This is a genomic window from Brevibacillus sp. FIR094, from assembly GCF_050477165.1.
Taxonomy (GTDB): Bacteria; Bacillota; Bacilli; order Brevibacillales; family Brevibacillaceae; genus Brevibacillus.
On record NZ_JBEAES010000009.1, the window covers coordinates 172,417 to 187,085 of the forward strand.

Annotated in this window: 17 protein-coding genes; 6 read left to right on the forward strand and 11 right to left on the reverse strand. The window is 41.2% G+C overall.

The genetic code is table 11. The features are described 5' to 3' along the window. Nucleotides 1-40 precede the first annotated feature (40 nt). Nucleotides 41-1,837: an FG-GAP-like repeat-containing protein gene (locus ACQ5DJ_RS10220; protein WP_429842370.1), complete on the reverse strand. Its 1,797-nt coding sequence runs from the start codon at nt 1,835-1,837 to the stop codon at nt 41-43. 144 nt (nt 1,838-1,981) lie between these two features. Here ACQ5DJ_RS10220 and ACQ5DJ_RS10225 point away from each other — a divergent pair, with 144 nt between their 5' ends. The 5 genes from ACQ5DJ_RS10225 to arsC all read left to right on the forward strand — a co-directional run bounded on the left by ACQ5DJ_RS10225 (nt 1,982) and on the right by arsC (nt 5,040). Beyond that, nucleotides 1,982-2,536 carry a hypothetical protein gene (locus ACQ5DJ_RS10225; RefSeq protein ID WP_429842371.1) on the forward strand — a complete coding sequence of 185 codons (555 nt, stop codon included), beginning with the start codon at nt 1,982-1,984 and terminating at the stop codon, nt 2,534-2,536. Between the two features lie 204 nt (nt 2,537-2,740). Next, on the forward strand, nt 2,741-3,055 hold the full coding sequence (arsR, locus tag ACQ5DJ_RS10230) for an arsenical resistance operon transcriptional regulator ArsR (RefSeq protein ID WP_429842372.1): 315 nt from the start codon (nt 2,741-2,743) through the stop codon (nt 3,053-3,055). Nucleotides 3,056-3,114: 59 nt separating this feature from the next. Continuing rightward, complete coding sequence (locus tag ACQ5DJ_RS10235; protein WP_429842373.1) at nt 3,115-3,552, forward strand: ArsI/CadI family heavy metal resistance metalloenzyme; 438 nt, start codon at nt 3,115-3,117, stop codon at nt 3,550-3,552. 18 nt (nt 3,553-3,570) lie between these two features. After that, a complete protein-coding gene (arsB, locus tag ACQ5DJ_RS10240) occupies nt 3,571-4,620 on the forward strand; it encodes an ACR3 family arsenite efflux transporter (RefSeq protein WP_429842374.1) in 1,050 nt (349 codons plus the stop codon). A 15-nt stretch (nt 4,621-4,635) separates the two neighbouring features. Further along, entirely contained in the window at nt 4,636-5,040 is a 405-nt protein-coding gene (gene arsC, locus ACQ5DJ_RS10245) for an arsenate reductase (thioredoxin) (RefSeq protein ID WP_429842375.1), read from the forward strand. A gap of 454 nt (nt 5,041-5,494) precedes the next feature. Here arsC and ACQ5DJ_RS10250 read toward each other — a convergent pair whose 3' ends face one another. From ACQ5DJ_RS10250 to ACQ5DJ_RS10275, 6 genes are all read right to left on the reverse strand, one after another. Next, the gene (locus tag ACQ5DJ_RS10250) at nt 5,495-6,316 is read right to left on the reverse strand and encodes a peptidase (protein ID WP_429842376.1); all 822 of its coding nucleotides are present in this window, start codon (nt 6,314-6,316) and stop codon (nt 5,495-5,497) included. 58 nt (nt 6,317-6,374) lie between these two features. After that, nucleotides 6,375-6,752 (reverse strand): hypothetical protein, encoded by a 378-nt coding sequence (locus ACQ5DJ_RS10255; protein ID WP_429842377.1) that lies wholly within the window; start codon nt 6,750-6,752, stop codon nt 6,375-6,377. 464 nt (nt 6,753-7,216) lie between these two features. Next, a complete protein-coding gene (locus tag ACQ5DJ_RS10260) occupies nt 7,217-7,699 on the reverse strand; it encodes a hypothetical protein (RefSeq protein WP_429842378.1) in 483 nt (160 codons plus the stop codon). 149 nt (nt 7,700-7,848) lie between these two features. After that, nucleotides 7,849-8,568, reverse strand: coding sequence for a YkgJ family cysteine cluster protein (locus ACQ5DJ_RS10265; RefSeq protein WP_429842379.1), 720 nt, complete (start codon nt 8,566-8,568; stop codon nt 7,849-7,851). 169 nt (nt 8,569-8,737) lie between these two features. Continuing rightward, nucleotides 8,738-9,151, reverse strand: a complete 414-nt coding sequence (locus ACQ5DJ_RS10270; RefSeq protein ID WP_429842380.1) for a sigma factor-like helix-turn-helix DNA-binding protein — start codon at nt 9,149-9,151, stop codon at nt 8,738-8,740. Nucleotides 9,152-9,250: 99 nt separating this feature from the next. Beyond that, nucleotides 9,251-10,528 carry a hypothetical protein gene (locus ACQ5DJ_RS10275; RefSeq protein WP_429842381.1) on the reverse strand — a complete coding sequence of 426 codons (1,278 nt, stop codon included), beginning with the start codon at nt 10,526-10,528 and terminating at the stop codon, nt 9,251-9,253. 323 nt (nt 10,529-10,851) lie between these two features. On the opposite strand from ACQ5DJ_RS10275, the gene ACQ5DJ_RS10280 reads away from it, so the two are divergent. Then, the gene (locus ACQ5DJ_RS10280) at nt 10,852-11,565 is read left to right on the forward strand and encodes a hypothetical protein (protein WP_429842382.1); all 714 of its coding nucleotides are present in this window, start codon (nt 10,852-10,854) and stop codon (nt 11,563-11,565) included. A 59-nt stretch (nt 11,566-11,624) separates the two neighbouring features. Here ACQ5DJ_RS10280 and ACQ5DJ_RS10285 read toward each other — a convergent pair whose 3' ends face one another. The 4 genes from ACQ5DJ_RS10285 to ACQ5DJ_RS10300 all read right to left on the reverse strand — a co-directional run bounded on the left by ACQ5DJ_RS10285 (nt 11,625) and on the right by ACQ5DJ_RS10300 (nt 14,636). Beyond that, complete coding sequence (locus tag ACQ5DJ_RS10285; protein ID WP_429842383.1) at nt 11,625-11,801, reverse strand: hypothetical protein; 177 nt, start codon at nt 11,799-11,801, stop codon at nt 11,625-11,627. Between the two features lie 233 nt (nt 11,802-12,034). Next, on the reverse strand, nt 12,035-12,631 hold the full coding sequence (locus ACQ5DJ_RS10290; protein WP_429842384.1) for a sulfite oxidase-like oxidoreductase: 597 nt from the start codon (nt 12,629-12,631) through the stop codon (nt 12,035-12,037). A 30-nt stretch (nt 12,632-12,661) separates the two neighbouring features. Continuing rightward, the gene (locus ACQ5DJ_RS10295; protein WP_429842385.1) at nt 12,662-13,093 is read right to left on the reverse strand and encodes a CoA-binding protein; all 432 of its coding nucleotides are present in this window, start codon (nt 13,091-13,093) and stop codon (nt 12,662-12,664) included. Between the two features lie 46 nt (nt 13,094-13,139). Further along, nucleotides 13,140-14,636, reverse strand: coding sequence for a leucyl aminopeptidase (locus ACQ5DJ_RS10300; RefSeq protein ID WP_429842386.1), 1,497 nt, complete (start codon nt 14,634-14,636; stop codon nt 13,140-13,142). Between the last annotated feature and the right edge of the window lie 33 nt (nt 14,637-14,669).

The following is a 14,669-nucleotide window of genomic DNA, read 5'->3' on the forward strand; positions in this document are numbered from 1 at the left end:
AAACAACTAATAAAACCCGTCCCTTTGTAAGGAGACGGGTTCATTTTTGATTTCCTTGATCATCATGACTACGATTTAAATCCAGTATGAGCCTAAAATTAGATTGAATGACTACCCAATCATACACTTTTTTTACTCGAATGATTTCTGGCTGAATACTGTTGGAGACTCCAGAAGTGACGGTAACCACAAAGCTGCAAGAGGCCATATTGCCAGACTGATCTCTGGCTGTGCAGGTAAGCACAGTCATTCCTACAGGAAAGTCCATGGTAAAAGTTGCAACTGCAATTGGGGCAGGAGGAGAAAAGGACCGTGTGATCCCATGACAGGTAATAGAGATTACCCCACAAGTATCAGTGGCAGTGACTTCATAGGTAACAGTAGCGGAAGTTTGCCCAGGTAAAACAAGAACTGTGATGTCTTCAGGACAAGTGATGGTTGGAGGTTCGTCAATAACCGTGATGGTAAACGAACAGACTTCCGTATTCCCAAATATATCTTGTGCCGTACAGGTGACATTAGTATCTCCCACTGGAAAAAGGGATCCTGAAGGCGGAGAACAGGTAACGGTAACTCCAGGGCAAAGAGATACAGGTGTTGGATAGTTTACAATAGGGCACGGTACTACCATGTCAGGTGGGCAGGTTGGTGGCTGCACGCATCCATTGAGCAAAACAGAAACATTGCTCGAAGCCTCGTTTGCAGTAGCAATGTCAACTCTTCCGTCTCCGTTAAAATCAGCTGTTGTTATACTGAGCGGACCTGCACCTGTTGAGAACTGAAAGGGTGTCGAGAACCCTCCCGTCCCGTCATTGATGAGTACAGAAACGTTATCAGAGCCTTCATTCGGGGTAGCTAAATCAATGAATCCATCACAAGTAAAGTCAGCCGCTGTTATATCAAAAGGAAATGCATCCGTACCCAGGGAAAAGGGACTTCCTGTTGCTTCTGTAAAAGAACCGAATCCATCGTTTAGAAAGACGGTTACATTACTCGTTGCATTATTTGCAACAGCAATATCAATAAACCCATCCCCATTTAAGTCAGCAGATACTAGGCTACTGGGGGATGAGCCCCCGGGAAGTACAGAGAAGCTCACTCCAGGCGTTTGGAACGTACCGTTTCCATTCCCTCTAAACAATGTTACATCATTGGTGTCTCGATTGGCAGTGGCCAGATCAAGTCTGCCATCTCCATTAAAGTCAGCCGCTACAATATCAGAAGGGGCCAAGCCAGGGTTCGTGTCAAAAGGACTTCCAGGGGCCATGCTAAATACACCTGATCCATCATTCAACAAGACCGTAATAAAGCTAGTTCCTGCAAGTTGGCCTCTATTTGCTATCGCTAAGTCCAAACCGTTCACACCATCAAAGTCACCTACAGCAATAGCAAAAGATTCGGAAACAACAGGAAACACACCGGTACTGTAGGCTACAGGTGCAGCAAAAGTGCCATCCCCATTATTTAATAGGATAAAAACTCGGTTATTGGAAGATTGATCTGTAACAGCCAAATCTATAGAACCATCTCCATTTAAATCTGCTGCTGCAATTTGACCAAGTAAAGACCCAGGAAACAAAGTACTGAAGGGGATCGTTTGTGATACGGAAAATACGCCGGAACCATTGTTTAGAAGAATGGAAACATCATTGGACCCACTATCCACTACGGCCAAGTCTATGAAACCGTCTCCGTTAAAATCGGCAGAAGTAATGCTGGAAGGTGATGTTCCTCCCGTATCATATTCGACTGCGGACTGAAAAAATGGGCAGGCCAAATTGGGTTCCCCCTTTCTTACAGGAATACAGGCAGCCATTCCCTGATCGAAATGCTTCACTCCAAACACCAATACAGGTTAAAAAATGCACGTGGTGCATACTATGCAAATGCCCTTGATCATGATATTGCTGTTTAGGCATGAACGTGAATCCAATAATCAAAAAATGTAGGAATTGGTCTTGGAAAGACAAGTAGTAACTCAATGGGAAACAAGACCGTCGGAGAAAAGATAAAGTTTGATTTTAATGGGACAAAGTTGAATATTCGATCCTATCTTTATTCTGGTGTCTATCACTTAAACATTGACGGTGTAGACATTGAAAACATTCGTTCAAACGGTAAAACAGCTTATGGGGTGACATATGTAAATGAGTCACTAACGAATTCACGCCATAGCGTTGAGATTACTGTTAAGGAAGCGAATTTTTGGATAGATTCAATCGACATAGATGAAACTGGAGCGGTTATTTCTCCGGACACTCCAGATCCCGAACCTGAACCAGAGCCAGAGCCAACTCCAACCGGTAATGACGCATTGCTTGTTATTAAAATGATCAGTGGTCTTGAAAAAGAGTTTGAGCTAACTGCTGCTGAGATTGAAGACTTTATCAACTGGTACAACAAACGTGCTGACGGTAACGGTAAGGAAATCTACATGTTTGAAAAAGACTTCAATATGGGACCATTCACCGCTCGAAAAGATTATGTAGCATTTAGCAAGATTCAATCCTTTGAAGTCATGGAATATACTAAATAACAAGCCGAGGCACCTCCTTATAAATGGGAAGGTGCCTCAACGATTTTTACCCAATCAATTCCAAGCTAAAGCAATTATTAATCAAATCCGTCTCTACCAATAAATTTTTTACATCAAAAAAACTTGATTTAATTATTGCATCTTCTTGGTAACCGTGCATATAATAAAATCATCAAAAAAAATTGATGAATGAGGTTGTAATCGATGAACGACATCAAACAGAAATTGGAGCAATATGAGAAGAAATTCAAAGCTCTCTCCGATCAGAAGCGACTTGAAATTATGTATGAGCTTTGTCAAAGAGGTAAAACATGCGTATGTGACCTTACCGAGGTTTTTGATATGCCTCAATCTAAATTATCGTATCATCTCAAGATATTATTGGATGCCAACCTGATTATCAAAGAGACAAAAGGTACCTGGAGTTATTACGATTTGAATGATGATGAAGTGAATCATCTCTTATCGGAAGAGCTTTGTTGTATTTTCAGGAAAACAGGCAAAGGTAGTTGCTGCTAATTTTTTTAGACATTACATCAATTTTTTTTGATTAATAGTTTGCAAAGGAGGATTCTGAAATGAAGTATGTACATGTTGGCGTTAACGTTACCAATCTGGAGAAATCTATTGCGTTCTATCAAAAGGTTTTTGGTGTTAATCCTGTAAAGGTAAAACCTGATTATGCCAAGTTCTTGCTTGAAACCCCAGGACTAAACTTTACATTGAATGTTCGGGACGATGTAAGCGGAAATCAAGTTAACCACTTCGGATTCCAGGTTGAAAGTGCAAATGAAATCCTTACTCATAAGGAAAGACTAGAAAAAGAAGGCTTCTTCGCTCGTGACGAGATGAATACGACATGTTGTTATGCCGTGCAGGATAAATTTTGGGTTACTGATCCAGACGGTAATGAGTGGGAATTTTTCTACACAAAGTCTGACAGTGACGTTCCTAAAATCGAATCCACATCCTGCTGCGTAGATTCAAAAACAGAAGCAACCAATTCTTGCTGCTAAGACAAAGTGGGAGGCCTAATGAAACAACTATCATTTTTAGATCGCTTCTTGACCCTTTGGATCTTCCTTGCTATGGCAGTAGGGATTATTATCGGAACTTTCTTTCCGACTTTCACAAATGGATTAAATAGCTTACAAATTGGTACAACATCCATACCGCTTGCTATAGGCTTAATCCTGATGATGTACCCCCCTCTAGCTAAAGTTCGATATGAAGAAATGGGACGTGTATTTAAAGACCTTAAGGTTCTTGTGCTATCCCTTATTCAAAATTGGGTTATCGGACCGGTTTTGATGTTTTTATTAGCCATCATTTTCTTGCCAGATAAACCAGAATATATGGTGGGGCTGATCATGATTGGATTGGCACGTTGTATTGCCATGGTGATTGTGTGGAATGACCTCGCAAAAGGGGATGCAGAATATGCTGCCGGGCTTGTGGCTTTCAATTCTGTGTTTCAGATGCTTTTCTTTTCCGTATATGCCTATGTCTTTGTCACTGTCATACCAGAATGGCTTGGTATTCAAGGTGCTGTCATTAGCATTACGATGGCAGAAGTGGCAAAATCGGTGTTTATTTACCTAGGTATTCCTTTTCTTGCAGGGATGCTGACACGCTTTACCCTTGTAAAAGTGAAAGGTAGACATTGGTATGAGAAAGTATTCATCCCCAAAATTAGCCCTATGACTTTGATTGCCCTACTCTTTACCATTATTGTCATGTTCTCAACACAAGGAGAAAACATCGTAAGCGTTCCACTTGATGTTGTTCGCATCGCCATTCCACTTCTCATCTATTTCATTCTCATGTTCTTTATCTCTTTCTATATGGGGAAAAAGATTGGCGCAAATTATCCTGTTACTACGACGCTTGCTTTCACAGCGGGCAGTAATAACTTTGAATTAGCTATCGCTGTGGCAGTCGGAGTGTTTGGGATTCATTCAGGTGCCGCCTTTGCAGCCGTCATCGGTCCTCTTGTTGAAGTACCTGTGATGATTGCATTGGTTCATGTAGCTTTATGGTTCAAGCGCAAGTATTTTGCCAGCACATATCCTAATGGAAGCTGAAAAGGTGTGTACATCATGGAAAACAAAAAAACAATCTACTTTTTATGTACAGGAAATTCTTGCCGAAGCCAAATGGCGGAAGCATGGGGAAAGAAATACTTGGGTAACGCCTGGAATGTTTTTTCTGCTGGGATTGAAGCCCATGGTGTGAATCCAAATGCCGTTCGAGCGATGAATGAAGTTGACATAGACATTTCCGATCAAACATCAGATGTCATTGACCCTGATATTTTAAACAAGGCCGATCTAATCGTGACACTATGCAGCCATGCAGATTCCGTTTGCCCAACCACTCCTCCACATGTAGCACGTGTCCATTGGGGATTTGACGATCCCGCTGGCAAAGAATGGTCTGAGTTTCAACGAGTTCGTGATGAAATTGGTGTACGAATTAAGAGATTCGCGGATATAGGAGAATAAAAGGTGAAAACCCGTCTCCTCAAAACAGAGACGGGTTAGCTATTTCATGATAGGCTCTCATCTGATCATGGTCATATGGCACGAGCAGTGACTGCAAAAGATTGGCGTCAAAGCTCTCCCGATCATCCAGATTACTTCATCCTGCTGCGGCAGTATTACAAGTATCCAGTCATCTGCTCATACACAGATTTCAATTCATGAAATAGTGAGCCTCGATTCAATGACTCTAAGTCCTTTAAAACAAAAAAAGAGGCGGATAATCACCGCCTCTTTTCCCTGATCAATCCCAAGCAAACCTCTGCTCTTTCCAAGGATCACTGTACATATACTTATGTAACCATTGTTCGGTTATTCACCAAGAAAACCCGTCTCCTCAAAACAGAGAGGGTAATTCTTATCTCACTTGATAATTGAACAATCAGAAATGCCCTCCATTGTCTGGAGGGCATTTCTACTATTCAGTATCGGTGATATATTCAAATTCTGTTTCCAACTCAAATTCACCAATTACAGTCTCGCCATCTACGTCATAGAGGGGAATAGTGCGAACTTCACCATTTTCGATCTCTTGCTCAAGTGCCTCTTCAATCGAGGAAACCTCTGGTGTTAGATCCTCTGCTCTAACATATCCTTCTTCTCCGTTAGTGCCAACTGCGGAAATTAAATCCGGTGCTTCACCTATTGTGTATTCTGATAATAAAGAACCATAAGTTTCCCCATTATTGTTTACATCGTATTCCTCCTTGAGAATAATTTCCTCTATATCCTTATCTTCCGAAAGACTCATAGTATTGAGGTTAAGTGTCATAATTGGAGATTTATTTCCATTATAAGTATTGTATCCACTTCCATTATAGAATTCTGCTATACTTCGAGCATAATACTTTCCTGTCGAATCGTATAAGTAAGGAGAATACACATAAAAACCCTTAAGGCTTTCATCGTTATATTTCATATCACTTGCGGTTACTAATCTCCCAGTAGAATCATGCAGAACTGCTTGTTGGCCCATAGATCCTGTTGGAACAGTTGTATCTGCTAAGACTTTAGAATATGCTCTAATGGTTAGTTTACTAGAATCTCCTCTAAGTATCCCAGAATAAAAAGAATAGGTATGACCGTAGATTTTCGGAGTCTTATAAGGGCTAGACTCAACAAAGTCGCCATCAGCAGCAGATGCTGTTGGCATAAAAAATGTTGACATCAGAGTCACAGATAAAGCGCATACCTTTACCATTTTACCAATTTGTCTTGTCACCTGTTTCGTTGTGTTCAATGTACGTTTCCTCCTCAATCATAATTGAATATTGGATTATATTTAATTTCATTAATCCCTATTTTGAAAAATGCAATCTAAATTCGCCTATTACAGTTTTTCCATCTGTTTCATACAGTGGGATCGATCTGTAACCAGTAGCTTCTGTAATTTTTTGAAAAGCAATTGCCTCTTCTGGTGAAGAAACCGGTGGCCTTAGATCGGAAGTTTTTACATATCCTTCAACCCCATTTTCGCCCGTTGCCTTAAGCAAGTCTGGTTTTTGTGATGGTTCTATTGTTAAAGGATCGCTTCCATAAGTTTGTCCTTGTTCGTTGATTGGATAATTAGGAGGTGAATCTGTGTTTGCTGCATGATTTTTAGTAAATACAGTAGGTGAAGCAATTGTAGTTAGCGCCAATATTGCGCCCAAAACTGTGATGTTTTTCTTATTCATAATCAACACTCTCCCTTTCCTTGATGCTTTCTAATGTTAATACAACGGATGACCGGCAGGTGCTAAGGTTTTGTTCAAAAAATCTGTCTCTGCTTTCAGCATAAGAAAGTTCAATGTCTCTTAGTCAATTGGAAATTATAATCTGGATTTATTAGTAAAATATAGCTTACTTTAGTAAGTTAACACGTTTTTTCAAGGAAAGTTGTCGAATTGTGTTGTTCATATAAAGTTCTAATTTAGTTATATTTTCCAAATTACACCTCCTCTTATAATTGACGGAAATAACTTGTAAAGCGTTTCACAAATGATTACATTTTCCACGAAACAAGACATCTCCAAAGCGCTTGGGAATTACCGTCCCTTTTCTCGTATATTTTTTATATCAGAAGTGTTACAAACAAAATAGCCCTCCCCGGATTGCTCCGAAGGAGGACTCGCTTTTTTAAAACTGTCTACATTTAAGGTCACAGTTCATAATTTTCTGTCGGGTTCGTTTCTATTTTCTTCTGATCGCTCATTTTTTTGAAGCCCTTAACATTATCCGCATGTCTTCTTTTTATTTCCAGAAAACGTTTTTGCAACTCATTTAGCTTTTCTTCCTCGTCTCCCCCAAGTGACACTCCGTTTAAATAAAAATTAGTTTCCTTTTCAAGAATTAAAAATTCATGAAAGATCTCTGATAAAAATGCAATTTGAGCAGGATAATTAAAAAATTGGATTAATCCACCGATGACCGCGGCTAAAAGACCAATCACAATTGATATTTCTTTTCCAACCCCAAACAAATCCAGACCTAGAACCGCTGGTATTGAAGACGTTATTACAATGTTTGTAATTACCAAAATTCGATTCCATTTATGAGCATTGCTTAATGCTTCGCTAGCTCCATTTATCTCAATTGCTAAGAAATCATTGAAGGTTTGCACTTTATGCACAAAACTATTCACCTTATTCCCCCTCCTTATCACTATTTTGCTACAGTCAAAAATGTTTGTCTATGAAAAGAGTCCGCCCGGGAAATCGGGCGGTTAGAGGGGTTCATACAAGGCCCTTTCACATATAGCTGGCTTTCGTATGAGAAAATATATTATGATTATTAAAAGTCGTTTGTATTCACAGAAAACGGGAGTAACTCAATATTATTTTTATTTACGTATCTGTCCCAAAGAAAAATGTAGTCAATGCCATGGTATTCTGCGTAAGCGATTAATGCATTCTTTAACATAAAGTAGATCGTGAACTGTGCATCTTCAAAAGCGATTGAGGTATCGGAATAATCCTGTCTTTCGCAACTCTCTGGACTTATATATTCATAATAGGTTCGGCAATTTATCGGTCTCGAATTATAAATACTACAAGCACCGTCTTCACCCAGGAATGGACAATATAATCCTTGCTTGAGATAATCTTGTCTGAATTTACTTGTATGTTTAACAGCTCCGACTTTCGATCTTAAATCTTTTTGGAACTGTTTGATCGCATGTTTGATCTTTCTTTTATCTTCTGGGCTAAAATCCCGATTAATTTTGTTGATTATTACGATTCTCTCTGCTTCAAGGATTTGAATTGGCTGCGTACAGCAATGGCTACATCCTTTTAGGCATTTGTTATGAATATTCTTATTTATTTCTATATCAGTTACTAAGCTTTCAGCGATCTCACAAGAAAACAAAAATGCATTTTCAACATACTCCTGAATATCTTGTTTCTTAATTAATTCCCCAAATCTCTCCATAAAGAATCTGGGTGTATATTGGGCCCGTTGTTTTTGTTGATAAGCTGCTGATTCCAGCACCATAGATTTTAGTTCATCCATGAATTCTCATCCCCCATTCTTAATGTTTATTTTCCTTGATTTCAGGATTCCCAAACATTCATTTCCAAATTTGTTAACTTAAAAAACCTCCCCAACTAGAAAAAGGCTATTCAATACACGCTCCCATATTTTTGTCTGTGCTCGAGTAACGAGTGTCTGCACGCTACTTTTACAAGCGAGCCGTCTCATCAAAAGAGAATCCCTCGCCATGTGTAAGGACATAGCACTCTCGCTCACGCTCTGTAAGACTGGATAGAGCATCTTCCAATTGAAACCTCTGCCATTGGGTCAGATTGCACGGGCTCCCAGCTGTACTCCGGGACACGAATGCTTGCATCCGCACCGGGTCCATCAGCTTCTCCCGTTCATAAGCGGCCCGCCGTTTAATTCCTCGCTTGTTCCCGGGTCGTCTTCCTGTATCGCCCATCAAACGTTTTATCTCTTCGATCGTCATTACTTCAGCCGACATTGCAGGTACTGGCTTCTGGCATCGGGCTTTTGCCCTTACCAAATGCTTTGCGAAACTTATCGGTTCCTTACGACACTTCTGCTTCTCATGCACGATTTCATAGATTCTAGCCACGGTTTATTCTCCTCTCCAGACAAAATAAAAAGAACGCCAGAACACACCAGTAGTAGGTGTGAATCTGACGCCCTCCCATTTCTCGGTATCAGGCTATTTCTATTTATCGACTGCGAAATTTTTCTTGATAAACTCTTCAAATTCTGGAGTATTTCTAAGTTCCTTAAAAATAGGCCAATTTAGTAAATCGTGTTCCCTGATTTCCGATGGATATGCTTTCTCTAACAGTTTGAAGAACTCGTCTTTTTGATCTAGTAAAGCTAGTTTACATAATTGAAAATCTCTTGTATTTGCTGAAAAGTCCTCTGTAGTTATTTCTTTTCGTACTTTTTCAATGTTTCCCAACCATTTTTGGCACATCCAGTAATTTATCTTTCCTATTAACCGCTCTCTAGCGTTTTGATTATCTTCCATTCTGAAAAGTGAAATTTCTGATGCAAACTCCCATCTTTCTGCGTCAAACAACATGGAGCAATAATAATCTAAAAAGAAGCTTCTATCGACTGCGCTCTTGTCTAGCTTCTTCCATGTTTCGAAGACTAATAGCACCCCATATTTTTCAAATAATTCTAAAGCGGTATTCAAATATTCTTTTGAAACATCTAACTTATCTCCTACTTTGAGGTCATTAGTTAAATCTTCGTCGACTCGTGATAAGTACACTGAGTTCACAATTCCACCACTATGGACTAATAGATTTCTACGTGAGAAAATTTCGTTTATGTTTGCCTCGAGAAGGTCTAATCTTTTTGTGGGTATTTTTATAATATCTTTAAAAAATTTCAACCATTCTTTATAACCACCAAACATAAGCTGTTGTACTTCACTTTCAACCAAAAAACGTTCGACATCATTCAAATTTCCAATAGATCGTATGGTTTCCAATGATAGCTGTTTTTTATGTAATCCAATCGACTGAGGAAATTTTGAAATTATACTATCAATTATTCTTGCTATTAATAACTCAAAACTCACAATTAAGCTGATGAGTGAACTTTGGTACAAAAGCGGTAGTTTCTCTCCTGTTGCTGAAAGTTGGGCAAAGGCTAATACACTATTATTATCGGAAAATATTTTTATAAACTCATCTTTAAACTTTTCCATAAACTCCGTTAAATTTCTCGGTACTTCCCCATGCTTTTTTTGAAAGTCCTCAATTTTTTCTGATGGAAGAGGGTACAATTGAGGATTCTGATAATGTAAAAATAATGCTAGCGTTCCTAGTTCATCACCAGAACCTTCAAATGCTTTAAAGGCTTTTTCCATTAATACTATTTCTATCTCAGACGCATATGATTTAAGTGTGGTAACGCTATTCAGGAACTCAATAAGGATTTCATTCAGTTTTGAATTAGCAATTTTATCCTCTTCTCGCACTTAAAACAGCTCACTTTCAAGATAATCAACTTTGGAAATATTTCCATGACTTGATTTTACCATGGTTTCACCATATTCTACCAAATATCTTTGCTTTACCTTGTTTTGGGTTTACCAGGATAATTGCTAAATTTTTCCCAGCTGGAACTGTGATTGTCATACTGTCTGTATCTATCTGTACCTCTTTTGCTCGTGGTTCATCTTCCGTTCCCCCTGTCCAATTGCTCATGGTATAATTGTTTTGGCGAACTTTTGTGACTTCTTCTTTAATTATCCTTTCAACATTAATGAATTCTAATTCTTAGTGATGGGGGCTAAGCAAATTGAAATTTCCATCCATATGCTATGTTTGCGCTCTAGACGGATTTCCAGATGAAACAATTGAATTTGAATTTCATGAAAATGGGGTTTACGAATTCACTTGCCGAAACAATCACACAAATACGCTTCAGCTTTTGCATCCCCACTTTGAAATCCTGTTCGAATTAGGAGCAATGGCCTTAATTGATGGGTATCCTAGAGAAGCTGTATCAAGTTTCGCAACATCGGTGGAACGCTTCTACGAATATTGTATTAAAACTTATTTGCTTCCTGAGAAAATTGGTTTAGATAATTCCAATGAAACTTGGAAGCTAGTGTCAAGTCAATCAGAACGTCAGCTTGGAGCATACTATTTCCTATATTTGTACAATTTCGCAGAAACACCTGAAGCTTTACCCAGAAAGTGGATCGAATTTAGAAATGACGTAATTCACAAAGGTAAAATACCTAAATACGATGAAGTTTATAAACACGCTGAGTACTTATACCACTACATAAAAAAGATACATCGTCAAATGGAAGAGACTTTAAGTCCCCGATCATTGAATGAGGAAGTAGTTAGCATATCCCCTACGGCAAGAGGGCGTAAAGTTAGAGCTTTTCAGTCATATCCTACAGTTCTAGGTATACCACTAATAAAGAATCGTCCAATCGATTCATTTCCAACTGCATTAGAGTCTCTAAAAGAACGTATGAAAAATGTGTTTCGAAAGTAGCTAAGATGCAAATATTTTAAAAGAGATCCTACATAATGGATCTCTTTTTTCCCCTTATGTTAAATAACGATGCCATTGGCATCCAAGAATGCCTGGCAAGCTGCAAGAGGAGCTTCACTCTTTGTAGCTTTGCCGATTGTGGCCTTTGGCATTGTTTTTGCTTCACTGATGTAGCATATTTCGTTTGGTAGGATGCCAATATAGATACCTTTCTTCCGCACTTCCTCTACCAGCACGCCCATGCCTCCCGCGAAGAGATTCGGAAGAAACTCCCGAAGAGAAGAGCATAAAGGAAAACTGGCCACCTCTTGAGTTTGAGCACAAGAAAGTAATTATGCAAACTGTATTCTCCAGAATCGTAGTAGATACATATGGTGAAGCCTGCGGTGGTCGTGGTAGAAGAGTAGCATGCAAAATTATTTCATTTGAAACGAATTAAGAGGCGGATAATCACCGCCTCTTTTCCCAATCAATCCCAAGCAAACCTCTGCTCTTTCCAAGGATCGCCATACATATTATATCCGTTCTTCTCCCAAAACCCTTGCTTGTCTTTCTCCATAAACTCAATTCCTCGCACCCACTTGGCGCTTTTCCAGAAATAGAGATGCGGAATGACAAAGCGCAGCGGCCATCCGTGCTCAGGGGTCAAATCTTCGCCGTTATGCTTCGTGGCGAACAGATTGCCGTTTTTCATGAAGTCGACAAGCGGAATGTTCACAGTCCATCCGTGCTCAGCGTGCAGCATGACGTATTTCGCTTCCGGCTTCACCTTCACCAGCTTCAGAACTTCCTCCACCGGAATGCCTCCCCATTCATTGTCCAGCTTGCTCCAGCCTGTCACGCAGTGAATATCGTTAGTTGTGCCGCCTTTTGGCAAAGCCATCATTTTTTCGTAAGTCAGCGTCACTTCTTCTTCGACGAGACCGAAAAGGCGAAAACTCCACTCCGTCGACAGATCTGTATATTCGGGAACCTCTCCATAGTGCAGGACAGGAAAGCCTGTCGTCTGTTTTTGATTGGGTGGAATGCGATCGCGCTTGGTATCTGCCGCTGGGTTGATAAACATGTTGTTTCCACTCCCTCGATTGTCAGTCTCTTATTTTCCAACCCGCAAAAGGGCGTGATCTACCTTAATGCACATGTCCTGCACAACCTCGATGCCTTGATCTGCAACCAATTTTGCTGCTTCTTCGTTAGCAATGCCTTGTTGCATCCAGAACACTTTTGGCTTGTTCTGCATTTTCAACGCTTCCTTTGCAACAGGCATCATGTCTTCACTGCGGCGAAACACATTGACGATGTCTACTGGCTGATCAATCTCAGTCAGGCTCCCCAATACTTTTTCACCCAAAACCGTTTCACCTGCGATGACAGGATTGACAGGGATGATCGTGTAGCCCACGTTCTGCATGGCTTGCGATACCATGTAGCTGGTGCGGTCCGGCTTATTGGACAGACCCACTACTGCGATCGTTTTTGCATCCTCCAGCAGTTGACGACGTGCTTCGTTGCTTGGATTTTGTGCCATGTAAAAACACTCCTTTTTATTTTAAATTTGGATATTGAACTACCTCTTATTTACTACGGTTGGAAACGAATTCAACGATGGTCCGCGTCATCGCTCCGGTACCGCCAGCTGGTTGCATGTCGCCAGCACTTGCTGTGTACGCCGTACCCGCGATGTCCAGATGTACCCACGGTGTGTCCCCAACGAATTCTTGCAGGAAAACACCGCCGATGATGCCGTGTCCATAACGTCCACCCGAGTTTTTCAAATCGGCAAAACGGCTCTTGTTCAGGCTGCGGTACTCATCGAAAGTAGGGAGCTGCCACAAACGCTCACCTGCCACGTCTGCTGCTTTCATCAACTCATCCAACAGTGCATTGTCGTTGGTCATGGCGCCAGAGCAGAAATGACCGAGCGCGACCACGATACCACCTGTCAAGGTAGCGGCATCCACCAGGCAAGACACTCCTTGCTCTTTTGCATAGGTGATGCAATCAGCCAATACGAGGCGACCTTCTGCGTCTGTCGTAATGATCTCTACCGTTTTGCCGCTCATCGTTGTGATGACATCCCCTGGACGGAATGCCGTACCGGATGGCATATTTTCCACGGTACCGACGACAGCCAGTACGTTTACTTGTGGTTTAATCTGTCCCAGTGCCTCCAATGCGCCGATCATCGAAGCCGCTCCACCCATGTCCGACTTCATGTCTTCCATGCCTGCTACTGGCTTGATGGAGATCCCACCTGTATCAAACGTCACACCTTTACCGATCAGGCCAATGACATCGTCCCACGTGTCTCTTCCTTGATATTTGACTGCCACGACGTAAGGCTCAAGCTCGCTGCCTTGTGCCACAGAAAGCACTCCGCCCATCCCCAGCTCTTCCAGCTTCGCTTTTTCCATTACTTCCACCGTCATGCCATAGCGCTCTGCTACCTCGACCATCGCATTCTTCAAAGCGCGTGGAGTCAAGTAGTTAGCTGGTTCATTGACGAGCGTGCGCGCCAGATTCGTCCCGGATACGAGCGCCGAACCACGTGCAACACCTGCCTGTACCAATGAAGCATCGGCATCTGCTGACAAAATTTGCACCGTCGCAATTGGGTCAGACTCTCGCTTTGCCTTTTGTCGGTAGCCCTCGTAATTGTATTCGGCAAGCCCAAAGGCTTCTGTCACTGCCTGCGCCAGACGGTCAGCACTCAGATGCTCTGTTGTTGGCAAATCAACAACCACTGTTTTGCCGTTGCCTTTTCCCACAACCGTTTTTGCTGCACGTCCCCATGCATTTCGGGCTGCGACGAAATCAAATTTCCCTGGTTCACCCATCCCGACGATCAACAGTTTTTTCGCAGCTACGTTGTTCATTCCGTGGACAACCGTAATTTCCTTCGCCTCACCCGTTACTTCCTTGTCCTGCTGCAAGCCACTCAGACTGCCTCCAAAAGCTTCGTCCAATTCCGGATATACCTGCGAAATCTCCTCACCCTTCCACAGTGGAACGATCAGTTCATCACACGCAATATTCACAAGCTGTACGCGTTTTTCTACTGCTACTTTCATATACTCTTCCCTCTTTCTGTGTGGTAGGATACT